The 26,044-nt window shown below is 50.7% G+C and carries 21 protein-coding genes; 10 read left to right on the forward strand and 11 right to left on the reverse strand.

Annotated elements, in window-relative coordinates; translation table 11 throughout:
- The first annotated feature begins 55 nt into the window (after positions 1 to 55).
- From IPH59_14730 to IPH59_14750, 5 genes are all read left to right on the forward strand, one after another.
- Positions 56 to 970 (forward strand): RsmB/NOP family class I SAM-dependent RNA methyltransferase, encoded by a 915-nt coding sequence (locus IPH59_14730; protein MBK7092949.1) that lies wholly within the window; start codon positions 56 to 58, stop codon positions 968 to 970.
- Positions 967 to 1,425, forward strand: coding sequence for a hypothetical protein (locus tag IPH59_14735; protein MBK7092950.1), 459 nt, complete (start codon positions 967 to 969; stop codon positions 1,423 to 1,425). The genes IPH59_14730 and IPH59_14735 overlap by 4 nt, the downstream gene beginning before the upstream one ends.
- Positions 1,426 to 1,533: 108 nt before the next feature.
- Complete coding sequence (locus IPH59_14740) at positions 1,534 to 3,360, forward strand: M3 family oligoendopeptidase (protein MBK7092951.1); 1,827 nt, start codon at positions 1,534 to 1,536, stop codon at positions 3,358 to 3,360.
- A gap of 170 nt (positions 3,361 to 3,530) precedes the next feature.
- The gene (locus tag IPH59_14745) at positions 3,531 to 5,978 is read left to right on the forward strand and encodes an insulinase family protein (protein MBK7092952.1); all 2,448 of its coding nucleotides are present in this window, start codon (positions 3,531 to 3,533) and stop codon (positions 5,976 to 5,978) included.
- Positions 5,969 to 6,124: a hypothetical protein gene (locus tag IPH59_14750; GenBank protein MBK7092953.1), complete on the forward strand. Its 156-nt coding sequence runs from the start codon at positions 5,969 to 5,971 to the stop codon at positions 6,122 to 6,124. The genes IPH59_14745 and IPH59_14750 overlap by 10 nt, the downstream gene beginning before the upstream one ends.
- A gap of 5 nt (positions 6,125 to 6,129) precedes the next feature.
- Here the strand turns inward: IPH59_14750 and IPH59_14755 are convergent, their stop codons facing one another.
- From IPH59_14755 to IPH59_14765, 3 genes are all read right to left on the reverse strand, one after another.
- On the reverse strand, positions 6,130 to 6,675 hold the full coding sequence (locus IPH59_14755) for a hypothetical protein (GenBank protein MBK7092954.1): 546 nt from the start codon (positions 6,673 to 6,675) through the stop codon (positions 6,130 to 6,132).
- Complete coding sequence (gene lptC, locus IPH59_14760) at positions 6,662 to 7,147, reverse strand: LPS export ABC transporter periplasmic protein LptC (GenBank protein ID MBK7092955.1); 486 nt, start codon at positions 7,145 to 7,147, stop codon at positions 6,662 to 6,664. The genes IPH59_14755 and lptC overlap by 14 nt, the downstream gene beginning before the upstream one ends.
- Before the next feature lie 147 nt (positions 7,148 to 7,294).
- On the reverse strand, positions 7,295 to 7,774 hold the full coding sequence (locus tag IPH59_14765; GenBank protein ID MBK7092956.1) for an SRPBCC domain-containing protein: 480 nt from the start codon (positions 7,772 to 7,774) through the stop codon (positions 7,295 to 7,297).
- Positions 7,775 to 8,026: 252 nt separating this feature from the next.
- On the opposite strand from IPH59_14765, the gene IPH59_14770 reads away from it, so the two are divergent.
- Positions 8,027 to 8,545: a glutathione peroxidase gene (locus tag IPH59_14770; protein MBK7092957.1), complete on the forward strand. Its 519-nt coding sequence runs from the start codon at positions 8,027 to 8,029 to the stop codon at positions 8,543 to 8,545.
- Between the two features lie 71 nt (positions 8,546 to 8,616).
- Here the strand turns inward: IPH59_14770 and IPH59_14775 are convergent, their stop codons facing one another.
- The 5 genes from IPH59_14775 to IPH59_14795 all read right to left on the reverse strand — a co-directional run bounded on the left by IPH59_14775 (position 8,617) and on the right by IPH59_14795 (position 15,383).
- Complete coding sequence (locus IPH59_14775; protein ID MBK7092958.1) at positions 8,617 to 9,138, reverse strand: molybdopterin-dependent oxidoreductase; 522 nt, start codon at positions 9,136 to 9,138, stop codon at positions 8,617 to 8,619.
- A 10-nt stretch (positions 9,139 to 9,148) separates the two neighbouring features.
- Entirely contained in the window at positions 9,149 to 12,379 is a 3,231-nt protein-coding gene (locus IPH59_14780; GenBank protein ID MBK7092959.1) for an FAD-dependent oxidoreductase, read from the reverse strand.
- An 8-nt stretch (positions 12,380 to 12,387) separates the two neighbouring features.
- Positions 12,388 to 14,151 carry an NADH-quinone oxidoreductase subunit NuoF gene (locus IPH59_14785; GenBank protein ID MBK7092960.1) on the reverse strand — a complete coding sequence of 588 codons (1,764 nt, stop codon included), beginning with the start codon at positions 14,149 to 14,151 and terminating at the stop codon, positions 12,388 to 12,390.
- A 16-nt stretch (positions 14,152 to 14,167) separates the two neighbouring features.
- On the reverse strand, positions 14,168 to 14,641 hold the full coding sequence (nuoE, locus tag IPH59_14790) for an NADH-quinone oxidoreductase subunit NuoE (protein MBK7092961.1): 474 nt from the start codon (positions 14,639 to 14,641) through the stop codon (positions 14,168 to 14,170).
- 190 nt (positions 14,642 to 14,831) lie between these two features.
- The gene (locus tag IPH59_14795) at positions 14,832 to 15,383 is read right to left on the reverse strand and encodes an Lrp/AsnC ligand binding domain-containing protein (protein MBK7092962.1); all 552 of its coding nucleotides are present in this window, start codon (positions 15,381 to 15,383) and stop codon (positions 14,832 to 14,834) included.
- Between the two features lie 171 nt (positions 15,384 to 15,554).
- Between IPH59_14795 and IPH59_14800 the strand changes: the two genes are divergently transcribed.
- The 3 genes from IPH59_14800 (at position 15,555) to IPH59_14810 (ending at position 20,886) form a co-directional block, all read left to right on the forward strand.
- Complete coding sequence (locus IPH59_14800; GenBank protein ID MBK7092963.1) at positions 15,555 to 18,821, forward strand: CHAT domain-containing protein; 3,267 nt, start codon at positions 15,555 to 15,557, stop codon at positions 18,819 to 18,821.
- Positions 18,822 to 18,922: 101 nt separating this feature from the next.
- The gene (locus IPH59_14805; GenBank protein ID MBK7092964.1) at positions 18,923 to 19,369 is read left to right on the forward strand and encodes a hypothetical protein; all 447 of its coding nucleotides are present in this window, start codon (positions 18,923 to 18,925) and stop codon (positions 19,367 to 19,369) included.
- A 50-nt stretch (positions 19,370 to 19,419) separates the two neighbouring features.
- Positions 19,420 to 20,886, forward strand: a complete 1,467-nt coding sequence (locus IPH59_14810) for a S8 family serine peptidase (GenBank protein MBK7092965.1) — start codon at positions 19,420 to 19,422, stop codon at positions 20,884 to 20,886.
- 62 nt (positions 20,887 to 20,948) lie between these two features.
- Here IPH59_14810 and IPH59_14815 read toward each other — a convergent pair whose 3' ends face one another.
- Both IPH59_14815 and IPH59_14820 read right to left on the reverse strand, forming a co-directional pair.
- Positions 20,949 to 21,830 carry a hypothetical protein gene (locus tag IPH59_14815; protein ID MBK7092966.1) on the reverse strand — a complete coding sequence of 294 codons (882 nt, stop codon included), beginning with the start codon at positions 21,828 to 21,830 and terminating at the stop codon, positions 20,949 to 20,951.
- A 54-nt stretch (positions 21,831 to 21,884) separates the two neighbouring features.
- On the reverse strand, positions 21,885 to 22,454 hold the full coding sequence (locus tag IPH59_14820) for a sigma-70 family RNA polymerase sigma factor (GenBank protein MBK7092967.1): 570 nt from the start codon (positions 22,452 to 22,454) through the stop codon (positions 21,885 to 21,887).
- Between the two features lie 122 nt (positions 22,455 to 22,576).
- Between IPH59_14820 and IPH59_14825 the strand changes: the two genes are divergently transcribed.
- A complete protein-coding gene (locus IPH59_14825) occupies positions 22,577 to 23,872 on the forward strand; it encodes a metallophosphoesterase (protein MBK7092968.1) in 1,296 nt (431 codons plus the stop codon).
- A 41-nt stretch (positions 23,873 to 23,913) separates the two neighbouring features.
- On the opposite strand, the gene IPH59_14830 is transcribed toward IPH59_14825, so the two are convergent.
- Positions 23,914 to 25,929, reverse strand: a complete 2,016-nt coding sequence (locus IPH59_14830) for a PAS domain-containing protein (GenBank protein ID MBK7092969.1) — start codon at positions 25,927 to 25,929, stop codon at positions 23,914 to 23,916.
- Between the last annotated feature and the right edge of the window lie 115 nt (positions 25,930 to 26,044).

The raw sequence follows: 26,044 nt of genomic DNA on the forward strand, positions 1-26,044 counted from the left end.
CTCAGCCGACTTCGCTGCGGTTGACAATCGCGGTGATTAGCGGTATCATCCAACAATGCAATTTGAACTACCCGCTGAATTTCGCCAGCGCTACGAATCTCTTTCAGATCAGCCCGAGAAATTCTTTGATGCTCTGCTGCGGCCATTGCCGCGGTCTTGTCGGGTCAATACTCTCAAGGCTGAAGTCGCCCACGTTCGCGAGCGCTTTGCCGGTTACGGCATTCCGCTTCACGATTGTCCGTGGTATGAGCATGCCTTCAGTTCCGATGATGTTCGTCTCGGCGCGACGCTGGAACATTTCATCGGCGCAATCTACATTCAGGACTTGACCTCAATGTTGCCGCCGCTATTGGTTCGCAATCAGTTGGCGAGTGCAACCTCGGTGCTTGACGCCTGTGCGGCGCCGGGCTCGAAGACGACGCAGTTGGCGGCTTTGATGAACAACCGCGGCACCATCGTCGCAAACGATCTTGAGTATGACCGCATTCGAGCACTGAAATTCAATCTCGAGAAGACCGGTGCGCTCAACACTGTTGTCACGAATTACGATTTACGAAATTTCCCGCAGACAGAATTCGACATCATCCTGCTCGATGCACCATGCACCTCCGAAGGCACAATGCGCAAAGATCGCAAGTTGTTCACTTGGTGGTCGGCAAAGCGAATCCCTGCAAGCGCCAATCGTCAGCGGCAGTTGATTACTAAAGCATTTGACCTGTTGCGCGTCGGCGGGACCATGATCTACTCAACCTGCACATTCGCGCCGGAAGAAAACGAAGAGACAATTCAGCATCTCCTGGACAACCGGCCAGCCGAACTTGAGCAGATTGAAATTCCCGGTCTGACCATGACCAACGGACTGACCTCGTGGCAGGGCAAGGACTTTGACCCGCAAATGGCGTTGACCAAGCGCATCTTCCCACACTTCCACGATACCGGCGGATTCTTCCTTGCAAAGGTGCGAAAATGATCGAATTTTGCGAATCGGAAACTCGCGAGCTGGTCTTCGATTATCTTGAATTGCGCTTCGGTTTGTCGAAGAAGCTGTTCGATGATTTTGGATTCTATGCCGGTCCAAAGGGCCGGGTGATTGTGGGTCCAAAGCAGTACGATGAGACAATTGTGCCCGACACTGCCGGGCTTCTGATTGCACGGGTCCATAAGAGCGTGAAACCAACCACCAATCTCCTGCAAATCTTTGGGGCTCTGGCGACGCGCAATACAATTACACTTTCGCGAAACCAGACTTTGAAGTATCTTCAAGGGCTCGATATCAAACCGGGCGACGAAGATATTGTGGACGCGACGCATGGTTATATCCTGCTTCGCTATGACCGCTATGCGCTTGGCTGCGGGCTGTTTCAGGATGGTCACGTCAAGAATATGCTGCCGCGCGCCAAACGAATTGAGCTCGAACACTTATAGCGCCATAATGACTCTTGACAGTCTGTGGCAATAATGCTAATTTTGAAAATTAAGTAACCGCTTACCGAACTCCGTTCGGTAATTCTACATCAGTTCAGGAGAACCACTATGTCCAATGTTGACATTTCGAATAAGTCCAAGGCGGTTTCGCCGAAATGGGACCTCGATTCGATATTTGCCGGCGGCAGTTCATCGCCGGAATTCCGGAAATTCTGCGACGCGGTTCGTGCCGATTTGGCCAAGCTTGCGGAAAGTGTGAAGACACTTCCGGTACAACTTAACGACTCCAGCCGCGCACAATGGATCGGCGCTATCCTCGAATTTCAGCGGATTGGCGCACATCTCGAAATGGCGCGGTCGTTTGCCCACTGCCTTGCGACCCAGAACGTCAAGGATGATAACGCGCAAACGCTCGAAGCTGAAATCGACACCCACATAGCGTCGTGGCTGAATTTACGCACCGGATTTGAGTCCAGCTTCGCCGCACAGTCCGACGGAGAGTGGGAGAAACTCACTGCGGATGCGAAGGTCGTCGAGATCAAATTCCCGCTTGATGAAATGCGCCGCATGGCGAAACACAAAATGTCCCCGGAATTGGAAGCGCTGGCTCAAGAACTCGCGGTAAACGGCTACCATGGCTGGGCGCGGTTGTATGACAAAGTCTCAGGCGAAATCTCCGTCGAATTCGCTGAGAAAGACACAGTTGAGACCATGTCGATCGGCCAGCTTTCGAACAAGTTCCAAAATCCGGATCGCGATATCCGGCGCCGCGCATTTGAGACATTCGAAAAGACCTGGGCAAAAGAAACCGGCGTTTGTTCTTCAGCACTGAATTCTCAAGCAGGATTTCGTCTTGCACTATACCGCAATCGCGGCTGGAAGAACGCTTTAGTCGAACCGTTGATGCTTAATCGCAGCCAGCAAGAGACTCTCGACGCAATGTGGAGCGCGGTCAAGTCGGTGATCCCGGATTTGAAGCGCTACACCGATGCCAAGAAGAAACTGATGGGCACGGACAAGTTTTGCTGGTACGACCAATTCGCTCCGGTCGGGCATCTCGATCTCGAATTCACCTTTGATCAGGCGGTCGAATTCATTGTCCGGCACCTTGGTTCATTCTCCGAAGAGATGGCGACATTCTCTCGCATGGCAATTGACAAACGATGGGTTGAGGCGGAAGACCGCGCAGGAAAAGCCGATGGCGCTTATTGCACAGGTTTGAATCTTCGCGGCGAATCGCGCGTGTTCATGACTTACTCCGATGATTACAGCAGTATGTCGACACTCGCGCACGAACTCGGTCACGCTTACCATCAGTGGGTGCTCAAAGATACGCCTCAACTGGCAACTGAGTATCCGATGGGACTGGCGGAAACCGCTTCCATTTTCAATGAACTTCGCGTAGGCAGTGCAGCCTTGCAGGAAGTCAGCGACAAGCAGGGCAAGCTGATGCTGCTTGATCAGGACTTACAAGGGACATTGATCCTCTTCTGCAACATCTATGCCCGCTACCTGTTTGATAAGCGCTTCTACGAAGAACGGGCAGACGGCATTGTCGGCGTGAGTCGACTCGATGAGATGATGCTGGCGGCGCAGAAGGAAGCATTTGGGGATATTCTGGACCCAAAGGAAGGTTATCACCCGCGCTTCTGGGCGTCAAAACTGCACTTCTATATCACCGACTCGCCATTCTACAATTTCCCCTACACGATGGGATTCTTGTTTGCGGGCGGTGTTTACGAACGCGCCGAACAAGAAGGCAAGAGCTTCGCGAAGAAATATCGGAGCATGCTCGAAGACACCGGCAAGATGACGACTGAACAGGTGGCAAAGAAGCACCTGAATGTTGATTTGACCAAGGACGAGTTCTGGCGTTCGGCAGTGCTTCGTGCGACAGCACGTATTGACGAGTTTGTCAATCTCGTCAATAGCTAAACACATTCATGTAACCTCGAATCTTGCAATTTCAAGCGCCCGGCGTAAGTCGGGCGCTTTTCTTTGTTACTTCGCAGTGACAATGCCGACGCCGTCATCAATATTCTTGACTTAGACTCGTCGCAGAGGTTGATTGCAAGGTCATAAGGTCTAATTCTTCGGAGGAATCAATGTCGTTTCGTTATCTGGCAGTTGCACTGCTTATCTCAATTTTGTCCGTAACAGCCTATGCCGGGTTGCCTTCTACAAAGGTCACTCTGGATAATGGCTTACAGGCGATCTTCGTGGAGAATCACTCCTCCCCGATGATCACATCAATTGTATTTGTCAATGCAGGCGCACGTTATGAGAATCAGTTCAATAATGGCGCGACGCATTTCTTGGAGCATCTGCTGTTTGACGGAACGAAGACCAAATCGCAATCGGAGCTGGACGATTTAATCGAGCGGCACGGCGGATACATCAACGCCTTTACGCGCAAGGATCTGACCGCTTACTTAGTGTTGATGCCGACCGACTACATCGATCAGGGTCTTGATGTCCAGTCGGATCAGCTGTTCAACTCGATACTTCCCGAAGAGCAGTTCCCGAAGGAACGTAAGGTCGTCAACGAAGAAATTCGTCAAGCGCATGACCGTATCGACGACATCGTCGATGACTTGCATCAGTCAGTTGCATTCGCCGGGACACCCTATGCGCGCCCGGTACTGGGGTACGAGAATCTGATTAACACGATAACTCGCGAAGAGATTCTGGACTATTACCAGACCTACTATGCTCCCAACAACATGGTGGCGCTGGTAATCGGCGACTTCAACACCGCCGACATGATCCAGAAGTACAAACAGTATTTCGGTACCACTCCGGCAAAGGCGATTCCTCCGGTGCCGCAATTCTCTGTAAATCTTCCCAATGAAAAGCGGATTGTGAAACAGGAGATGGAGACCAAGAGTTGTTACCTGAGTTTCACTTCACGCGCGCCGCTTTGGTCCGATCCTGATTACTTTGCGTTCTATGTTCTGAACGAACTCCTCAATACTCAAGGTGTTTCGCCATTGTTGAATGCACTATCCGGCACTGATGGAAGTCTCACTCAGTCAGTTTCAGCAGGGATCAATACGCAGAAAGATTTCAGCACCTACGACATTTCGATCAAGACCGATTCGATTCAGAACGTTCAGAAAGTAATCGACGCGTTGAATCTGACGATGGAGCAGACTGTTGCAACATGGGAACCCGGCGAAGCGGACATCAAGTCGGTAATCACTTCGGCCAAGACGAGTGAAATATACATGAAGGAGAAGCTGCACTACTACGGCTTCCAGATTGCTCCTTTGATGGTCGCAACCGGCTACGACTTCATTGATAACATGACTACTAATTTGGAAAAGGTCAAGCCCGCCGATGTCAAACGCGTGGCGGCAAGATACTTCAAACCGTTCAATTATATCGCGACAGTCGTGACTCCGCCTGCCGAGTCAAAAACCTCCTCGGCATCACAGATCAAGAGCAAGTATGCGCACGAAACGCTCCCGAACGGTCTGGAAGTTATCATCAAGTCCAATCCATACTCGCAGGTGCAGGCATTCATGGTGCTCGGCAAGAACCGCGCGGCAATGGAAGCCGAAAGCAAGGAAGGCATCACCGATTTCGTCAACCGCATGCTGACCCACGGTTCCAAGAACTACTCGACGGAATCGATGTCACGGGCGCTTGCGGCGATTGGCGCAAACCTGACGACGAACGACAACCCCTATATTCCCTATGATGACCGCTACACATCGCGGCAATTCTCATTCTTGAAATTCGAAACGATTTCGGATTTTACCGACAAAGGTTTGGAGTTGCTTGCGGAAATGGTCAAGAACGCGACATTCCCGGAGAGTGAAGTTGAACAAGTGCGCGGCGAAGTGATGGGCGTTCTGGGAATGCAGTCAGGTTCGACGTCTGATGTGGCCAAGAATCTATATTATGACATGTTGTTCAAGAATACCCGCTTCACCAGTCCGGAGACCGGAGATATGCGGTCTGTCGGTGGATTCACTGCTGAAGATCTACGCGCGCATTATGCAAAGTTCTATGCGCCGAATAACATCATATTGTCGATTTGCACCGACCTTGAGCCTGAACAGATGCTGGCGAAAATCAAGGCTGCGTTCGGAGACATGCCGAAGGTCGATCTTGGGATAGTGCCGACTGTAGCGCCGGTAACGGTATCGGGCGAAATGAAACAGAACAAGCCGATGGAAAAGAAGCAAGCCTACATGTACATCGGCAATGCAGTCTGCGGCGCTTCGAGCCCGGATGCTGTTGTTCTGCGCGTAGCAACGGATATTCTTTCGACTCGCTTAGGCAAAGTACTGCGCGAACAACAAGGACTTGCCTATCGAGTCGGCGCCGGTGTCGGTTTTGATCGCGATTTCGGTTGGTTCTCGGCGGCTATGGGAACCGGCGTTGAGAACTACGCCGTCGCAAAAGCCGGTATACTTCAAGTCATTGATTCAATGCGCACGTTTGACGTTTCTGCTGAAGAACTTGAGCGCTCGGTCAATTCACTTTGGGGGGCGCAACTGACGGCAAGATTGTCGCGCATCAACCAAGCTTTTACATGGCTGTGAATCAATTTCTCGTCGGTAAGTATGATGTCGAGGATGATCTGATAGTTGCGATGAAAGCAGTCACGCCGGCAGATGTCAAACGAGTTGCGGAGAAGTACTTCGATACGAAGAATTATGTAGTCGCATCCGTCGGAGTTCCCGAATAGCGATCTTAACGACCGACAGCGCGCAAGTCTTCGAGATGTTCGGGCCAGTAGCGGGCGATATCAGATTCGGTAACGAGTCGCCCGGACAACGACAAGAAGACGAACGATTCGCCGGTGTCGTGATACCAACCGGCCGACAGTGCTCCCAAGAATGAAATTGGCCCGACGCTGATTAGCTTCGGCACCGGGTCAACTACTCCCTGCTTATCCAATTCGCGCTTGGCGCCCTCAATTGAGAAGAGTGTCAACTTAAGAGCCTTTACATTAGACTTTGAACAGATCTCAGTAATTGAACTCCGCTTCGGATCGTCGCGGTATACTGAAACCAGCGATCCATTTCGAACTACGGGAACAATCAAGAAATCCCTGTTCTTCTCACCATATCCGCTTACGCGCATCACTGTACCAATAGAGTCTCCGGAGGAGCCGTTGGCCTTTATCTCATCGCCGACCATACGCCGAAACTGGTCAGGGGAAATGTCCTCGGCATTTGAAACAGTGAAAAGTGCAAATGAGATAAATAGAACTACTGCAATGCTAATCCGGTTCACTGAATGTTCCCTTGGGTTGGCGTTTGATTGTAGTGTGCTCCAGGCGCTGATCGGTCTCCAATCCATACCCGGAGATCATGTCCTCGCCCCGGTAGATTTCGACGTACCCTTCTGTCTCAATCAGTTCGGTCTTGGCATTCCAGCGGAGCGAGTCCGCGACGAGACGACGATTATCCTGCGTCCAGGCTTTGACATTTCCAAACACTGACATAGTGCTGGCGCGCTGACTTACCCGCGATGAGTCTGCCGTAAGTGTTGAAGTGTGAGTGCCGGAGCTGTCAAAAACAGCACCTCGACCTTGTATAGTAAGGTCGTGTCGATGCGAGCATAGGTCATCAACGTATCCGATTTGATTGTAGCCTTGCGCTTGCCGCCGCTGGTGAGATAGATTTCCGAATTGGTCATTATCTGATCCGGCGCGTCGATGACGGTGGTCTTGTCCTGAGGAGTCTCTGTAGAGTCCGCGCCGCAAGAGACAATCACCACGACCGACACGATGATTGTCACGAACAACAAGTAGAATCGTTTCATCGCAATATTATACGATATTGAAATGAACTAAGCAGTCGAAATTGCGAGTTTTCGCTCTACGGACGCGGTGCTGGTTAGAGATTGTCGCTCAACTGTTTACGTAGTCGTCGCGATAGCTGCGTTTGACATCATTGCTGCGCAAATCGATCCCATGTTCGAGATAACTCTTGAGATTGGTCAAGAAAAAGGTCCAGCCTTGTGTGCAGCCCTTGTGCATCGACCACTTTGATTCGGGATCAGTTTTCATGTTGTACTGCTTCAACTCGCAGAGAGTGCCTTTTCCGTCTTTCTTAAAGGTCACTGAAACTTCTGTGCCATCGTTACCAAACGGGAAGATGAATTTCTTGTCTTTCAGAATCTGTTTGACCTTGGTTTCGAGTTTGTCCCCAGCCAGCCATTCGAAATAGAGGCGTCCTCCCTTGCGCGGCTCAATGACTGTCTTCTGGGTGAACCACTTGGACACGACCTTGTCATCGGTCCAAGCTTTGAACACCTTTTCGGGCTTGGCGTTGATATAAACCCGCAGAACAAACTGCGACCAGTCGTGCTTCTTGCTTTTGGCTGCCATACCTATCCTCCGCAGTGTAGTTTTCACTGCAAAATAGTTCGATATACTCCAATTTGTCAATCACCGATTATTGCTGTCGATACCACTATCGCCGCTCCTTCGAACGTATAAACGAGTAACTTTAATATTACACGGAGGATTGACATGAGAAAATTGACTACAATAGGCGTGGCCGCAATCTTGTTGGCTGGTCTGGCGTTGGCTGGAACACCGTCACAAATCGCGAAGAAAGAAGCTAAAACGGAGAAATTGATGACCGACCAAGCCGCAGGAAACTACAAAGTTGTTCCCTTCAAGACAATTGATGGCGAAACAACCAATCTGAGTGCGTTTGACGGCAAGGTTGTGCTGATAGTGAATGTGGCCAGCAAATGCGGCTACACCAAGCAATATACTGGACTCGAAGCGCTATACGACAAGTACAAAGAGCAGGGAGTCGTTGTCGTCGGATTCCCGGCAAACAATTTCGGCGGCCAGGAGCCGGGGACTGACGAAGAGATCAAGGAATTCTGCTCCACGAAATTCGACGTTTCATTCCCCATGATGTCAAAGGTCAGTGTCAAAGGTGACGACATTCACCCGTTGTTCAAATATCTGACGGAGTCTTCCGGAATTCCGGGTGAGATTGGGTGGAATTTCAGCAAGTTTCTCATCGATCAACACGGCAATCTCGTGGCGCGCTGGCCTTCAAAGGTCGAACCGACAGGAGATGAGATTACCGGCAAAATTGAAGAACTTCTCAAATCCAACAAAGTGGAAAAGAAGTCGTAAGTTCCCGCCAGAAAAGCAGAAGTGCGGCAGTCTCGCTCGACTGCCGCACCTTGATTCCCTCTCACCTGAATTTATTTATCTCCGAACACCTGTGATAACTTGGCGTCAGTGCGTTCGTCAAGCACCAATACATTGGGGTACTTGACATCGGTCGCCTTGACTTGCGTCGGATATATCTCGAAACTCGCCAATCCATCGACAGTCGGAAAACGCTGCCGGAACTTCGCCGCATTATCAACCTTCTGATTGCGTTCAGGAATCAGCTGGTGCATTTCTTTGGCAAGGAACTCATGCGAGTAGGTCACACCGTGGACGCCGCCATCGGCTGACTGCATGATTCGGGCGATAACGTCAATGTTGCTGTGGCCGGTGAGCGGCTTGCTGAGCGGTTTCAGCGGTTGACGCAATCCCTCCCAGTTTGTCATCGTGCCTTCATCCTCGACATAGCTATTGAGAGGAAGGACAACGTCTGCAAGTTTCGCAGTCTCGGTCATGAATAAATCGGCGACCACAAGGAACTCAAGTTTCTCAATACGTTTGTACCACGCAGAGTCAATTGCCGGATTCTCACCGAGTATGACCGCGCCTTTAATACTGCCATTTTCAAAGTCTGTACGGAAATCCCTGCCATTGCCATTCTTTCAAGCACTCGAGATCATTGTGCCACAATGCCGACAAATTGGAGAAAGACTCAGGCGTGATCAGCGTTTCACCCGGAAGCAATTTCTGGTCAAACCCTGCGATATGCATTCCACGTGTGTTTGCCTGGCTGGTCAGCAAGATCATGCCGTTGCCTTCAGTACCGATACGTCCAGTCATTAGCATCAGCGAGGTCAGCGCCTTGAGATCATTTGATGAACGATCGCGGCGGCTATCGTGATTGTATATTGCGACGACTTTCTTGTTCTTCGCTGAAAGCAATTTTGCGCACTCTTCAATCTTAGTAGTCCGAACGCCAGTGACCGAAGAGACTTCATCGGTATTTATAACTTCGATGTAGCGGCGGAAACGATCATAGTTCTTCGTGCGCGATTCGAGATATGGCTTATCGTCGCCACCGTGACGCACAATTTCAGCCATCAGTCCGTTGAGAAGCAACGTTGCCGTTCCGCGACGCGGGTCAAGCCATTGCGTTGCGAAGCGATTGATGCCGATATCAGCGGAGTTGATCACGATCGCCTGCTTGCCCTTCTTGAGCATGCGTTTGAGTCGGAAACCGAGAACCGGATTTTCTATGAATGGATCGCAATTGACCAACAATATCAAGTCGGCTGCTTCCAACTCAGCCGTGCCGCAAGTCGACACAGTTGCACCCATGACGCTGTCGAGAGCATGAAAGTCAGCCTCGGCCGCCAGATGCTGGAAACTGCCAATCGAGTTGGTCTCGAGTGTGACGCGAGCGAGCTTGCCTGCAAGGTACAACTCTTCATCAGTAAGTTTGGGCGACGCTGATACCATCATTGCCTTGCGTCCGTATTCGAGGCGAAGGTCCTTCGAGCCTTGTTCAATCCGCTCCCAGGCCTCTTCCCAAGTGGCCGGAACCAGATCACCACCCTTGCGAACGTATGGCTTGCGGAGTCGTTCATTGCCGAGCAGTTGTTGATATCCATAACGACCGCGAACACAAAGTTCGCCGAAGTTCGGTTCGCCTTCGAAAGAGCCGGAGACAAAGAACAAGTCGGCGGTCTTGGCATTGATTTCGACATTGCAGCCGATTGAACAGAAGTTGCAGACGTTCTTGACACGGTTCATGACCCAGGGTCCTGAACGGCCAAACGGCAGTTTATTGACTATCGCGCCAGTCGGGCAGACATCGACGCAATTGCCGCAGGAAACGCAGTTCGTGTCGGCGAGAGCTTTTTCAAGCGCCGGTTTGACCATGGTACGGAATCCGCGATTAACGAACCCTAACGCCGAGACGTCAAGAATGTCGGCGCAAGTACGCACACAGCGTCCGCAGTTGATGCACTTATTGGAGTCGAGTGTGATGTACGGATGACGCGTATCTACCTTGTACCGATTAAACTCGCCCACGAATCGTTTTTGATCAGCTCCATACTCACCACAGTAATCCTGCAACTTGCATTCAAGCGCGACCTGACAGCCGCATTCCATACAGCGGCAGGCTTCGAACTTTGCCTGGTCTTCCGTAAGTCCGAGTTCGACTTCCTTGAAGGAATGAATTCTTTCAGCGACGGGCAATTCCTTGATGTGTATTCGTTCGCTCGTTTGCGGATCGCAGAAGTCTTCGGTCGTAAACGCCTTGAGATTATCTTTGCGGCTGGCGAATAGCGGTTTGAGCCGTTCGTAATGGCCAGTCTCGATAAAGCGCTCAATGGCATACGCAGCCATTCGCCCGGCAGCGACAGCATCAATAGCGTCAGCGGGACCGGTGACGACATCACCACCCGCAAATACACCGGGACGATTGGTCCTGAAAGTGCCTTCAGCGGCAATGATTGTGTGCCACTTGCTCAGTTCGATGTGATTGTCATCTTCTTTGTCACCATCGACACCGGCGAGATCGGCCTCTTGTCCAATGGCTGAAATCACAAAGTCGCATTCAAGCGTATAATTGGAATTCTTTTTCTCGACCGGACGACGACGACCGGAAGCATCCGGTTCGCCCAATTCCATTTCGATGCACTCCATCGACTGAAGAACACCATCCTTGGAATTGATGTTGGTCGGCGCCGCAAGATACTTGAATACGATTCCCTCTTCTTCGGCAGCGACGATTTCCATTTCGTTTGCCGGCATCTCTTTGCGTGTCCTGCGATACAGAAGTACGACTTCGTCAGCACCGAGACGCAATGAGGTTCGCGCCGCATCGATGGCAGTGTTGCCGCCTCCGACAACAACGACTCGCCCCTTTATAGCCGGAGCGTTGTCCATTGTAACATCGCGGAGGAAATCCACGCCTCCGAGCACGTTCTTCACCTGCTCATTAGCGATACCCATACTCTTGGCGAGTTGGGCGCCAAGTCCAACGAACACCGATTTAAATCCTTGCTCGAATAGCGCGTCAATCGTGATATCCCGTCCAAGTTTGGTATTGGTGTGTACTTCGACGCCGAGATCCGTGATCCACTTGATTTCTTTATCGAGAATTTCCTTGGGCAGTCGGTACTCTGGAATTCCGTAGCGCAACATGCCGCCGAGTTCGGGTAATGCTTCAAACACTGTCGGCTCGTAACCTTCAAGCGTAAGGTAATAGGCGCAAGTCAATCCGGCGGGACCGCCGCCGATAATGGCGACTCTCTTACCATTGCGCGGCTTCGGAACCGGCGTCCACATGTCATCAAGGTCTTTGTCGGCGGAGAATCGTTTCAGATAGTCGATCCCAACGGCATCGTCAATCAATTTTCTTCGGCATGACAACTCGCACTTGCGAGTGCAAACACGACCGCAGACCGATGGGAACGGATTCTTTTCTTTGATGAGCTGGACTGCCTCGTGATACTTGCCCAGATACGTCAACGACAGATATCCCTGAATGTCGACGTCGGCAGGGCAATTCAATCGACATGCACCGAAGCAATCGGCATGGTGATTGGACACCAGCAGCTCCAGGCAAGTCTTGCGGGCATCGACAACCTTGGGTGAGCGAGTCTTGAGTACCATTCCATTCCACGGTTTGGTGGCGCAGGACGGTACGAGTTTGCTCATACCTTCAACTTCGACAACACACAAAAAGCATGATCCGAACGGTTCGAGCTTCTTGTCGTAACACAGGGTCGGAATTGAATCAAGTTTTTGATCGTGGACGATTTCGAGAATTGTCTTGCCGGGATCAGCGGTGACTTCTTTTCCGTTAATTGTAATCGTAATCATAATTCACCTTAATCCTTGATAACCGCGTCCTGGTTGCAGACGGTGAAACATTTGCCGCACTGGATACACAGTTCCTGAAGAATCTTGTGCGGCTGCTTCTTCTCGCCAATAATCGCATCGGTCGGACAAGAGCGCGGACAGAGCATACAGCCGTTGCACTTTTCCTGGTCAATCGTGTAGGTCAGCAGCGGCGAGCAGACATGCGCCGGGCATTTCTTCTGCCGAATATGCGCCTCGTACTCGTCGCGGAAATATCGCAGAGTTGACAACACCGGATTTGGCGCGGTTTGTCCGAGCCCGCAGAGGGATGCGATCTTTATCTGTTCGCCAAGTTGGTCAAGCGTGACAAGGTCTTCTTCCTTGCCCTTGTCCTCGGTGATGCGCTCAAGTATTTCGAGCATGCGTTTGGTGCCAATTCGGCAGAACGTACACTTGCCGCACGACTCTGCCTGCGTGAAGGCGAGGAAGAATTTCGCGACATCCACCATACAGGTGGTTTCATCCATCACGACCATACCGCCGGAGCCCATGATCGCTCCGGTCTTGTTAATTTGCTGGTAGTCAATCAGAGTCTCGCCAAGCGAAGCGGGAATGCAACCACCCGACGGTCCGCCCATTTGAACAGCTTTGAATTTCTTGTCGTTTACGATACCGCCGCAGATCTTGAAGATGATATCATTGATACTCATCCCCATCGGAACTTCGACCAGACCGGTCCTCTTGACTTTGCCCGCCATAGCGAAGACTTTGGTGCCTTTGCTGTCATCGGTGCCGTAGGCAGCATAAGCAGAACCGCCGTTAAGAATTATCCAGGGGATATTCGCAAATGTCTCAACGTTGTTGATGTTCGTCGGTTTGCCCCAAAGGCCCTGCTGTGCCGGGAATGGCGGCCGGAATCGCGGCATGCCGCGGCGACCTTCAATCGAGGCAATCAGCGCAGTTTCTTCGCCGCAGACAAAAGCACCTGCGCCTTCCTTAACTTTGATATCGAAATTGAAGCTGCTTCCGAAAATGTTTGCACCAAGCAGTCCCTGCTTTTTCGCTTGTGAGATTGCCAGTCGCAAACGGGCGACGGCCTTCGGATACTCTGCCCGGCAATAGATGTATGCTTCGTCAGCGCCGATTGCGAATCCGGCAATCATCATTCCCTCTAGGACAGAATGCGGGTCGCCCTCGAGAACTGAGCGATCCATGAACGCTCCAGGGTCGCCCTCGTCGGCATTGCAGATGATGTACTTCTTCTCAGAGACACTCGCGCGGGTCAGTTCCCACTTCTTCCCTGTAGGGAAGCCACCGCCACCGCGGCCACGAAGTCCGGAAATCTGAACTTCCTTAATGACCTGTTCCGGTGTCATCTCTTTGACAACTTTTTCGACTGCCTTATAGCCGCCGCTTTGGAGATACTCTTCCAATGAGCTTGGATCGATCACGCCGCAGTTGCGAAGGACAATGCGCACTTGTTTATCGAAGAAGCCGACTTCCCGGTCGACGCCGGAAACGAGCCATTCGTCTATCGGAGTATCATTCTGTATGTGTTCAGCGACAATTCGCTTGACGCGATCAGGCGTGACTTCGCCGTACAAGTATGATTCCTGATTTCCATTGGAAATCGAAACCAGCACTTCGCGATAGCACATGCCGACGCAGCCGGTCTCGCGCAGGAGAAAATCTGCACCTTCCTGAAGTTCTTTTTGGAAAGCCTCGAATACTTTTTCGCCACCGGCAGAGATGCCACAAGTTGCCAGCCCTACCATTACTGTTTTTATTGCCATATTAGCTTCGCCTTCCCTACTTCCGCTTCAGGTCGCGCACAAGCTTGCGCGTTTTCTGAGGTGTCAAACGTCCGAATGTCTCATTGCTAACCATAACTACTGGTGCTAATGAGCAACAACCGAGACACGCGACGGAGACCATGCTGAATTTGCCGTCTTCGGTTGTCTCTTCGTAGTTGATTCCGAGTTCGTCGCTGAGCGTATTTGCGATTTCCTTGACGCCGTTGACGTGACATGCCGTACCGTTACAGACCTTGATAACTTTTTCACCAAGAGGCTTTGTGCGGAACTGCGCATAGAATGTGACTACGCCATAGATCTCTGCCGGGGGAATTCCGGTCACATGACTGATATAGTCGATTGCACGTTCGGATACATAACCGTAAGTGTCTTGTGCCGACTGGAGCAACGGGATTAAGGCTCCCGCGTGGCCATCGTGCTTCCAGATATCGATATTAAATGGTCTGAATTCTTTGTCTTTCGTCTCCATCAATCTATCTCCTAATGTAGAGCGCTGAGACGATCACACCGCTAATTCCAAATGGTGTCGGTCGGTAAGCGTTCCCTTTGGCAAAGCTATCTCTTTGTGAAAAAAATCGCAAGCAAAATCGTCCGGTTTATGGATATTTTCCATCCCATTCATGGATTTCTGAGTCAATTTATCTTGTATTAGTGTCGGCTTAGACACCAGCAAGCTTTATGATGCGGCTTTCTTTTGCACGAAGAACACCGGGAAGAGGGCGGATTCTCTCATTTATGATCTTCTCAAGCGTATCGAATGTAGCGGCTTCCATTCGCAAAACGAGCGAGAACTGGCCACTGGCAACTTCGCAGGAAGTTACAGCGCTTAATACACTTATGGCGCTGAAAATGTCCTCAAAGTGCTGTCGGTCTGTCTCGAGAAACAGGAAGCATTCCGCATAGGATTTAGCGGATTTGGCAGACTTGGTGTCGTCATCGTTGACACCATCGACTGTCAATTCAACATGACAGACCTCGACGGAATCGACCTTGTCGATACTGTGAATTGTGTTCCTGACAAACTGGTCGATGCTGGCACCGGGCAGTTCTCGAATGAGAAGTACGATATCATACTCGCCATCAACTGCATCGGCCGAAATGACCTGCCGAAAATCTGCGATAGTTTGAATTACTTTCAATCGTTCCTGGCGATCACGGACTTTCAAAAGCGCGTAACTTCCGGAGAACCGTTCATTATTCTCAAACGTCATTTATGCTCCTGTATGCAGGCTCTAAGAATGTAGAAAGATTGGTAATGTTACCAAACGCCTGCTGACACAAAATATAAGGATAGGATTGCCAAGATTAAAGGTGTTTTTGAGACAAATTGGATAAAACCGTTGATTTTTTTGCGTGTTGCATGGCGCTTGTTCATCGGACAAATGCGATATAGATTGCCTTCGATGATGGTACGCAACATGAAATTGACTTTGGTTTACGTCGGGCGAACTGTCTGCCTGCTGTTTCTATTGGCAGTGTTTCTTTGTGATTCAATCTTGGCACAGAGTAACGTGCAACTTGATTCGCTGAAAAGCGACTCACTCGAATTTGAAAGTCGGTTTGAACTTTACCGCTATCTCCAGCGCGGGTTGGAAGAATACTTCGACGGTGGCGACTCAGCTCAGTTGCTGGAATTGAATAATGCCGCGCAATTCGTGTTCGACAGACTTGGAGATGACTTCTACATTCGGCAGTGCGCAAAATTCAGCAATTGGCGCAGCAAGCAGTGGTCGGCAAGACAACAGCTGAAATTGGAATTCACTACGAATCAGATGGGACTCGGAGGCGAACCCAAGGAACGCAATCGGTTCGTTGCCGATATGCGCGAGTTGGCAGAACGCTTTCTCGCACTTGGCGATTCGTCCTCCGCAGTAAACTGCTGGCATTTTGCCGGAGCTTCGAGTACCGACATGTCCGGCGCTGAGAGTTTGAAACAACTGTTGGACAAGGCAATTACTGTCAGTCGTATGATCGGGGATCAGGATGGACTCTCGCGGGGCTACAGTCTTGTTGGTAGATTTCACGAGCAACGAGGGGAATTCCTCAAAGCCGGCGACTATTTCGACTCGGCGCGTGTCATTAAGACCGAACTTGGCGATCGTGCAGGTACTTCGGACGCGCTCTTCAATATCGCCTCAGTCTACCTCTCGATTGGTGACAAGACGAGCTCCCTTCGATTTGCCGAGCAAGCTTTGCAGTTGCGGCGCGAAATTGGAGATTCGACTAAGGTAATCCAATCACTGTTAATGATTATTCCGGCGTTTGCTCGCGACGTTTCCATTTCGACTGCGCGAGAGTGGCTAAGTGAAGCCCGACAGCTCTCGCAAAGGCAATTGTCACAACAACAAAACGAGCGTTTCCTCTATTGCTCCGCCGTTGTCGCCGAACTTGAGGGTGAAGTCGATAGCGCCTTGAGCCAATACTCGACCGCGCTTGAAATGACACGCAAGTCGCAGAACTCCCGATTGGCGCTGGCAATACTGCAGAACATCGCATCCCTTGAGTCGGCAATGGGTCGGTTCACGGAGGCGATGAGTCATTACGTCACCGCTCAAGAGATGGCGGCGTCCACTCGCAATCGCATCGCACAGGCGACAATCTACCACAATCTCGGTTCGCTGCACCAAAGGCTCGGTGATCTCGAACAGGCAAGCGACTACTATCGTCGGGCATTGGAAATCCGCAACCAGTTTGCGATGCGGATTCAATCTGCTGAGACACTGAGTAATCTCGCAGAACTATTCATGACAACCGGTGATTTGGCGACTGCCGAAGTTTACGTTCGCCAAGCGTTGCAAATCGCAGAACTTGCCGGCGACAATCGGCGGCTCGCATCATCACTCACGCACCTGGCGCACTTACGTCAACTGCAAGGAGACCACAGCGGCGCAATGAGTGCCCTTGATAGTGCCGAATCAATTGGCTCCGAATCACAATCTGTTCAGCGCAGAATCGACTTTCTCTGTTTGCGGGCGGAATTTTCACGACAGAATCGTTCGATAACGGCAGCAAGCAAGTATCTCGCAGAAGCTAAGTCACTTCTCGACTCCTGTTCGACTTACTCCAATGTTCAGCGCGTTGAGATAATCAACGCGGCACTTGCCGCAGACCAAAAGCAGTGGTTGTCTGCATTCCACACTCTTGCCGGAGTCATAGCGCGTTCCGAACAATCGCGTGGAAGCATACCCGATCCGCAATTGCGGACGAGTTTTCAAGGTCGCTCTCGCTTTGTCTACGAACAAATGGTAACAGCGCTTTACCATCTGCGAGAGTCTGGACAACTTGCCGGCGCCGAGGACTCACTTCTTGTCTACATCGAAAAAGCGAAGTCGCGTGGACTTCTCGATGCATTGGGAAGCAACGACGAGATTCCCGCGTCTCCGGCAGAGACGAAATTGAAGAAAGAGGAACTGCGCCTATTGCGCTCGCTGGAACAGATTGAGCAGACTCTTGCAGACGATGGGGATGGCCAATCAATCAAGCGCAAACTTGCTTCGCTGCAAGAGCTGGAACTTCAATTGGCAAACCTGCGCCTGAAGCAGAGTCTTGCAGATCCCGGGTCCGAGAGATCCTTTGCGCCGTCGCCGATGGCGATTCGGAAGATCCAGAAGACTCTCCCGGATGCGCGTACCGCATTGATGTCATTTTTATTGGCGCCGGATGCCGGCTATGTCGTTCGGATCGACCAGAAACAGATTGCTGTACACAAGATTGCCGGACGAAGCGAGATCACCAACTTGGTTTCCGAGTTTGCCCGCTTGATTCAAACATCAATAAAAGACGAATCTCTGCTGGATAACCTTTTGATCATTGCTGACGTCCTGGGTGAACCGCTTCTGCCAGACTCCGTGCTTCCTTTCGGCGACTATGACCACATCCTGGTATCTGCTGACGGAATACTAAACGTGCTGCCGTTTGAAGCACTTCGACGCGATAGCAAGTATCTGATTGAATATGCGTCAGTCGCTTCGATTCCGTCGCTCTTCTTGTATAGCTCGACGAATAGCAAAACGACTGCGCAAGAGAGCCGCAGACTATTGGCGCTCGCCGATCCAAGAAACGACACACAGCAGAAGCAGTTGCCATTTAGCGTCCGTGAAGTCGATTGGATCAGCGACATTTTTGGCAAATCCAACTGCACAATTCTGACTGCCGCCGATGCCACCAAATCAGAATTACTGAAACTGAGATTGTCGGACTACGACATCGTCCATGTTGCAACGCACTCAACGATCAACTACAACAATCCGCGCCGATCAAAGATTTGGCTTTCGACTGATACGCTCTCTACTGACTTTGGGAATGCACTTACCCTGGCAGAGATAGGCGAGCTCAATCTGTCTGCCGACTTGGTGGTTTTGTCATCGTGTGAATCAGGCGGCGGCAAACTCGACATTGGCGAAGGTATCGAGGGCTTTGTGAAGGCATTTATGCAAGCCGGAGCAAGAAACATGCTGGTCTCGCTCTGGGAGGTCGAGGACTTCACAACTGCGACGTTTATGAAAACTTTCTACGAGAATATCAATAAGGGCTATGCCGAGGCTCTTCGGTCTGCCAAACTAGAGATGATAGCATCTCCCCGACTACGCCACCGTCACCCCTACTACTGGTCTCCATTTAGGCTCACTTTGGGTGAATCGCTGCGCTAACGTCGATTTGCGTGTACCTTGCGTTAGTGAATTGTTAGAAATTCGTTAATCAAAGCATTCATCTTGACTTTATTTTCCAACTCAAACTACTTGAGGTCCAGATGACTAGCAAGTTCATGACATTCATTCTGATAGCGTTGCTTTTCGCAGCGTCGGCTCAAGCTGATTCAGTACGTCTCACGAAGTCGTTGAACAATCTCGACGATCTGTACTATTCGTACTTGGCTGACGAATCCGGCATTGATGTTATCCGCTCATATCGCGACGCCATACAGTTTGAACTTCTTGGCGATACACTTTGGGTGAAGGTGTTCATAACTACTGAATCTTCTACTCAATCTGCTGATCTGGATCAACTCAAGTCCAAAGACGTTCGCTCCTTGACTAAGTTCGGCAATATCCTTGCCGCTCGAATCAATTTGTTGCAGCTTCCCGAAATCGAAAACCTGAACTTTGTTCAGCGCATCGAACCGGTTGTGCCGGATGGTTACGCAGCGCGTGCCACCACGCAATTACCCTCCCAAGATAACAGCGTAAAAAAAAAATAGAATCTCTTGATTCCGCAGGTGCGGTAGCAAATTCGCGCGTCATTATCGGCTTGATTGATACCGGTATTGACTTCACTCATCCGGAGTTTCGCCGCCAGAACGGACACAAGATCATTGCGTTATGGGATCAACTCGACTCGTCCCGCAACAACTATGGATTTGAAGACGGTTCCGTGCTCGGCTCGGTTTATACAGGCGCAGAAATCAACTCCAGAGATTGTGCATCGCACGACTTTGACGGCCACGGAACAATGGTTGCTTCGGTTGCAGCGGGCAATACCTGCGGCGCGGCTCCCGATGCCGATCTGGTGGTGGTCAAGGTCGACTACTTCAACTTTGATGAAATGATGCTGGCGTATGGCATCGACTTCATCAAGAAGATAGCAGAAGAACGACAACAGCCCTACATCATCTCCTTGTCATACTTACCAAAGGGCGGCGCCAAAGATGGCGAGACAGGCATTTTGGCACAGATTCTGAAGGGCGAACTTGATGCCAATCTCGGAGGTGGATTACTAAAGGGAATTGTTGCTGTTGCCGGAAACGAGAACTATGAGGAAGACAATCCGTGCCGCGATGAGAACAACCGGATGCACGTGCACAAAGCTGGGACTGCATCGTTTGAGCTCGAGATCGAGACTACGGAAGACAAACCCGCTGACGATGCCTGTATCCTCGAATTGTGGTATCCGGTCGAAAACGCATACACTGTGAAACTGACTTCGCCATCAGGCACGGAATTCGGTCCGATTTCACCAGATGCGCGTACGTTGCGGCAAGTCAGCGATGACGGCTTTGTGATGATATCCAACAATCGCAATCGCATGGAGAAATGGGGAGCGGTGCGGATTATCCTGCGCGACAATGACACCCTGAATTCAGAAACAGGCAGTGCCGGCAACCTACGAAGCGGTGCATGGCAAGTAGAGATGATGGGCGATTCCGGAGTTTGGCACGGATATGTTACATACTTGAATCCACCGGAGCTAACAAAGGCAATCAGCCGCAAGGACCATACGAATCAGTTCAAAATACGATCCGGAGGCAATGTTAGCGATGTGGTGACCGTGGGCTCAATAAACAACGGCGTTGTTTCGTGGCGCGATCTTTTTGGTTCCACTACCGACTATACAACGTGCTATGATCCTGCCGAGATTTCTCACTTCTCAAGCCGGGGTCCTACCAAGGCGGGAGTCAACAAGCCGGACATCTATGCTGAAGGCGCATGGATCAAAGTTGCAGCTTCCAAAGATGTGATGATTCAAGTCAATGACCCCCGACGAAGAAAAACGCTTTTGCGAGACGAGTACTTCGTGATGGAAGAAGGCACCAGCTTCTCTGCGCCACGGGTAGCTGGCGCAATAGCATTGATGGTAGCGAACGACAGCGACGCCTCATTGAGGCATGATCGCATCAAGTACATTCTTGAGCAGACTGCTAAACGTCGTGGGAAAGGTGTGGGATCCTACTTGTGTCTTGATCTTAAGAAGGCACTGGAGATGAGCACCCGTTACTGAGTTGGCTGCTTGAGCCTAAGTATCAAAGGGGAATCGAGAAATGACGAGAATCGCAGCGCCTGTTATTCGCTCACCGAGACATTGAAGTAGAATTCATATTCAGCCGGCACGAGGCTAACGCCTTCAGGGAACTCTTCTCTAATTGAAAGCGAGAAACTTCCGCCTTCCTTCAACACGTTCAGGACGTCCCTATCGGTGACTTTCAGTTCGCACTGATTTAGTAACTCCGTCGGAAGGCACTCAAGCTGTTGGTTTTCCAGATTGTGCGTGCCGCCCCCGCGACGGTTGAGATCTATGCTGTAGTGATAGTCAGGGAGTTCGACCCGATCTGTCGGGAATGCGAATATGAGTTCGCGAGTGCTCTTTTGCAGAGCCACTTGCATCTCAGGTACCTGTCCCTCATCCGCAATGGAGCGTTTTTCATTCTGCATGGTGAGCGAGACGCGAACAAGCAGGGACTCTTCTCCCGGGCGATTCAACATTACCACAGCACTGAGAACAAGAATCAAGGTCAGCGCGATGGGAGCGACAATCTTCGAGATCGCCGCCGATCCAATAAGTTGAGACAGCCAGCTTCGTTTTTCACTGACTGCTTCGGTGCCAGGATCTTCGGGAAGAGACTTGACTGCCAATCGCAGAAGCTCAATATCGCTGCTGCAAGACGGACACTGCTGAAGATGCACGGCAACTTCTGTGTACTCAGAAGAGAATTGATTGATTCGACCAAGCGCGAAACGGTCGAGAGCTTCGACAGCGGGATGGTTGGAGAAGTCGAATTTCGGCATTGAGCGACGGATCGCATAGATACCTTGCCAAAACGAGTATTCAGCTTGTAGAGCTTTGGAATTGGAGATTTCCGCCTCAATTCGTTCGGTCTCTGGCTTGCTAAGTTTACCCTGCACGAGCAGAGGTATCATTTCAATAATCTCGTTGTTGACACTCATCGCCGAGTTCTCCTTTCAAAGAGAACTGTCGAGAGGAGCTTGCTGCGGTTCATTCTAAATCAACTTTTCTTTCATTTCCATGGCCGTCTTCTTACATTCATGAACCTTGCGTTTGACAGTACCCTCCGGCAGTCCGAGTTTTCCGCCTATCTCCTTGTAGTTCAACGACTCAGAGAAGACCATTCGCCACAGCTTCTGGCATTCGGGATCAATAGAGCGGAATATCTTCTGGAAAATTTGGTATTCAACCGAACGCTCGTGGATGATGTCGGGGGCTTCAGATTCGCTTGGCACTGGCAAATCTTCCGGATCTGCATCGCGTTGAACGCGTTGGCTGCGAACCTGATCGATGCAAGTGTATCGGGCAATACGCTGTACATAGGTTCGAAATGTCGATTCTCCCCGGAATTTAGAAGCCTTGAGTGAAGAAAACAGCTTTAAGTGAACCACCGAATTGGTGTCCTCAGTTTCTTCGACAAAGTGCCAAATTGACAGCCGCGTTACTTGATTAATCCAATTGTCAACTTGCCGGTAGACATCGGTTTGGCCGGCAACATAGCGTTTAGCGAGGTAAATCTCCTGCTCTGGAGTGGAGACCTTGGATTTATCAATTAATGCCAGCATACCGGTCAATCTATCCGGCTATTGAGACTTCGACAACTACAAACTATGTCTAGATTTTTTTCGGGAGGTATTTATGGAGGCACCTTGTTAAGTAACCAAGAAAGGAGTAAATACTTGTTACCATGAAGCTGGCGGTTATCTCAGATACTCATTTTGGCGACCCCGATTGTCTGCTCGCAACATTCAAGGATCTATCAAGCAGAAGCGATCCAATAATCGGTTCGCGGTACGAGCAGTTTCGACAGGCCGCGGGACAAGACAACGATTTCTTAGTCGTGCTTGGCGATATTCTCGATTTTTCCGTTTGCAGCTATCGCGAGTCTTTCGAAGTTGCCCGGACGTTCTTCAGGCAGATTCAGAAGGATGGAATTGCCCAAAGCATCATTTACGTTCCCGGAAATCACGATGCCGATGTCTGGCATTTATACGAGTATGAAGTAAACGTCATTCGGCGAATAGCTGCCGGAAAAAACGCACACGACTTCCTCTATTCCGTCCCGGGTGTCCTTGATGGAAGAAGCAAAACGCCTGGCGTGCAATTCCGATTGCATGGAATCAAACCGTCACCCAATTATCGCTACGGCTACGGCGGGACCTTCATCGACAGCATCACCTTGGAGTCGCAAAGTGATGAATCATGTACTGGTGAAGTGTTGAACTTTGCTCTGGCGTACCCCAATCTCTACCTGCTCACAGATCAAGGTTCAGTACTGCTCACTCACGGACATTACCTTGAAGAGTATTGGTCGATGCTCGGAGAGTGGGCACTAGAAATTGCTGGCAAAGACATGGGAATCACAGGCATTCCGACAATTCGGGAATTGGTCGAGATAAACTTCCCGTTCAACCAGTTGGCTTGCAGTGGTGCGGGCCAAGCCGGTCCATTGACGAGGAACGTTATACTTCCTCTTCAGCGCGATGCCCGGAGTCGGGACATAAAGCGAATCGAACGATACTTGGATGGTATTCTCGCCAGGATTGACAAACTGATTCCAGGTAGGTACGTGATTGACGAGATCGTGACTGATGCGCTGTTAAGACAGCTTAGGTCACGAATCATTGATACCATCTTGAAAATTGAACCGACCCGTTTCAACGAAAAGTTCGTGCATGAGGCACACGTGCAAGAGCGGTTCAAACGCTACTTCCGTTCGTGTTGCGCAGAATTGAAGGAAATTGAACCAGAACTAACCGATAATCCGAACCGCTTAGTTTTTGGTCACACCCATCGACCGATTTCGTGGCAAATTGGCGGATTGGAAGGCGCTCCGGCATTTTCAACTGGGACTGGCAGACAAGTCCACTTCTGTAATCTCGGGGGATGGCTAAGTAATTATGGCGCAAAAGAGTTTTGCGGAGCAGAGGTACTCACGTTTGATTCAGATTCGCAAGTTTTCCGGTCGGAACGTATCGAGTAACTTGCTTTAAGCTGACAACAATGTCCACGGGGAGTCCTGTGTTAGCTCTTCAGCGACCTCAAGAAACTGGAGAGATTGGCTGACGTGCCTTCGATCTTTAGCTTTTTGCGGATCTTTTGCCGGAATTTTTCGACTGTCTGTACCGAGATATTGAGGAGATCCGCGATTTCCTTTGAGCGCAGGCCATTCTTGATATGGTTGCAGATTTCCATCTCACGGGGAGTAAGGTTGATGAACTGCCGCTCCACTTCGAATACGAACGGCGATGTGACCTCGGTGAGCGCAGCTTCCAAAGCATCCAGTTGAGGACGACCGCGATCGCCGATTGAGGCTCGCAGTTTTGCCAGAGCCGGCTTGATGATTCGATCCATGTTTTGCGCGATTTGCTGTTTGACTTTGTTGCTTTCTTCCTGAATCTGCGAAAGCACCACGCGCATCGCGATATTTTGTTCTTCAAGCAGTTGATGATCGCGTTTGAGCTTTTCATTGGCGGCAATCAGTGCCAATTCCATTTGCTTGATCTCTGTAATATCGTGAAAATTGCCGATTAGCTTGGCCACCTTGCCGTCTTCGTAAACTGGTGTGCAAATAGCGCGGGTAAACAGCTCTCTGCCCTTACCGGTAATGAATCTAAGTTCCAAATCGAATGGTACGCCGTGATTGATCGCGTTGTCCACAGCACGCTCGATTATGGGCCTGTCATCGGGGTGGTAGAAGTTGATAGCATCCGCCACGCGCGGTTTGTAATCGAACGGCACCTCATGAATGCGGTAGGTCTCTTTTGTCCAAGCCACTTGAAGCGTCTTGGCATCGACTTCCCAACCGCCAACTTTGGCCATTCGCCCGGCGGCGTCAAGGAGGGCTTCGCTTTGCTTAAGATCCTGCTCCGCTTTACGCCGATCAGTCATGTCCGTGTGGGTTCCGATGATTCGCTTGGGAGATCCATCGGTATTGCGTTCGACGACTTTGCCGCGAGCCAGAATCCACTTATAACTGCCGTCCTTGCAGCGGACGCGATGCTCATTGTGGTAGAACGGCACTCTGCCCGAGAAATGTTCTTCGAGATCCGTGAAGCAGCGGGGCAAGTCATCAGGATGAACACGTTTTGACCATTCATCCCGCGAAGTTCCGATCTCATGGTCTTCAAATCCGATCATGGATTTCCAGCGTTTGGAGAAAAAGACTTTCTCGGTTTGCGGATTCCAGTCCCAAACACCGTCACCGGCATTTTCGAGCGCAAACTGCCAACGTTCCTTGCTGATGCGGAGCTCTTCCTGTATTTGTTGGCGATCGGTGATATCGAGCAAGACACCGGACATGTTTACCGCATTACCCAATACATCGCGTTCGACTTCGATTCGACCATGTACCATCGAGTGTCCGCTTTGAGTTTTGACGAGGCGAAACTCCAATTGGTAGTCGCTAATCAATGTGCTCTGGTCAGGCTCGAGAGCCGCCTGAAAATGCTTCAGCAACATCTCCCGATCATCCGGATGCACAACTTTGAGAAACAAATCGTAATTTGGAACGAGACTTTGCGGTTCATACCCAGTCATCCGATAAAGATTGTCTGACCAGTATCCCTGATCCTCTTTAACGTTCCAACTCCAACTTGCCAGACTTCCAAGCTGCTCGGCTTTTTGCAGCATAGCATCGCGGCGACGCAACTCTTCGTCGTGGCTGACAATATCGGTGACATCGTTACAGTGGACAAAGTAGCGGGCAGGGACACCGTCTGTTGATGCTGGAAGTACCCGAACGCGGAGCCAGCGTACACCTTCCGCACCACGGAGAGCCAGCTGGATGTAGTGGATTTTGTGCCCCGAGTATGCATGGTGAAACTGTTGCAGAGTCTCCTGATTGATCGGGTTCAGGTGCTTTAGAAAGTTGTTGCCAGAATCAAGCCCGGGCGCAAGCTCCCTGAAGTGCTGATTGCAGTAGTGAACAATGGACTCAGCATCAACCACGGCGACGGGCTCAGTGGCTGAATCAATCAGTCGCTCCCAATGATCCCAATCATGAACAAATTTTCGTTTGCCCGCTTTTTCATCATCCATTAGGATTACCCCTCCAGCTTATGAACCGCGTTACACACATATAACTACATCCGGTCAACCCAGACTTGTCCAAGAGCTGCGAATTGCAGTGAAGTCCTGTGTTACCCGCCCATTT

It is taken from the genome of bacterium (genome assembly GCA_016708315.1).
Classification (GTDB): Bacteria; Zixibacteria; MSB-5A5; order CAIYYT01; family CAIYYT01; genus JADJGC01.

Coding starts and splice junctions, on each gene's coding strand:
- IPH59_14730 (MBK7092949.1), top strand. CDS start 56: ATGCAATTTGAACTACCCGCTGAATTTCGCCAGCGCTACGAATCTCTT.
- IPH59_14735 (MBK7092950.1), top strand. CDS start 967: ATGATCGAATTTTGCGAATCGGAAACTCGCGAGCTGGTCTTCGATTAT.
- IPH59_14740 (MBK7092951.1), top strand. CDS start 1,534: ATGTCCAATGTTGACATTTCGAATAAGTCCAAGGCGGTTTCGCCGAAA.
- IPH59_14745 (MBK7092952.1), top strand. CDS start 3,531: ATGTCGTTTCGTTATCTGGCAGTTGCACTGCTTATCTCAATTTTGTCC.
- IPH59_14750 (MBK7092953.1), top strand. CDS start 5,969: ATGGCTGTGAATCAATTTCTCGTCGGTAAGTATGATGTCGAGGATGAT.
- IPH59_14765 (MBK7092956.1), bottom strand. CDS start 7,774: ATGGCAGCCAAAAGCAAGAAGCACGACTGGTCGCAGTTTGTTCTGCGG.
- IPH59_14770 (MBK7092957.1), top strand. CDS start 8,027: ATGACCGACCAAGCCGCAGGAAACTACAAAGTTGTTCCCTTCAAGACA.
- IPH59_14780 (MBK7092959.1), bottom strand. CDS start 12,379: ATGATTACGATTACAATTAACGGAAAAGAAGTCACCGCTGATCCCGGC.
- IPH59_14785 (MBK7092960.1), bottom strand. CDS start 14,151: ATGGCAATAAAAACAGTAATGGTAGGGCTGGCAACTTGTGGCATCTCT.
- nuoE (MBK7092961.1), bottom strand. CDS start 14,641: ATGGAGACGAAAGACAAAGAATTCAGACCATTTAATATCGATATCTGG.
- IPH59_14795 (MBK7092962.1), bottom strand. CDS start 15,383: ATGACGTTTGAGAATAATGAACGGTTCTCCGGAAGTTACGCGCTTTTG.
- IPH59_14800 (MBK7092963.1), top strand. CDS start 15,555: ATGCGATATAGATTGCCTTCGATGATGGTACGCAACATGAAATTGACT.
- IPH59_14805 (MBK7092964.1), top strand. CDS start 18,923: ATGACTAGCAAGTTCATGACATTCATTCTGATAGCGTTGCTTTTCGCA.
- IPH59_14815 (MBK7092966.1), bottom strand. CDS start 21,830: ATGAGTGTCAACAACGAGATTATTGAAATGATACCTCTGCTCGTGCAG.
- IPH59_14820 (MBK7092967.1), bottom strand. CDS start 22,454: ATGCTGGCATTAATTGATAAATCCAAGGTCTCCACTCCAGAGCAGGAG.
- IPH59_14825 (MBK7092968.1), top strand. CDS start 22,577: ATGAAGCTGGCGGTTATCTCAGATACTCATTTTGGCGACCCCGATTGT.
- IPH59_14830 (MBK7092969.1), bottom strand. CDS start 25,929: ATGGATGATGAAAAAGCGGGCAAACGAAAATTTGTTCATGATTGGGAT.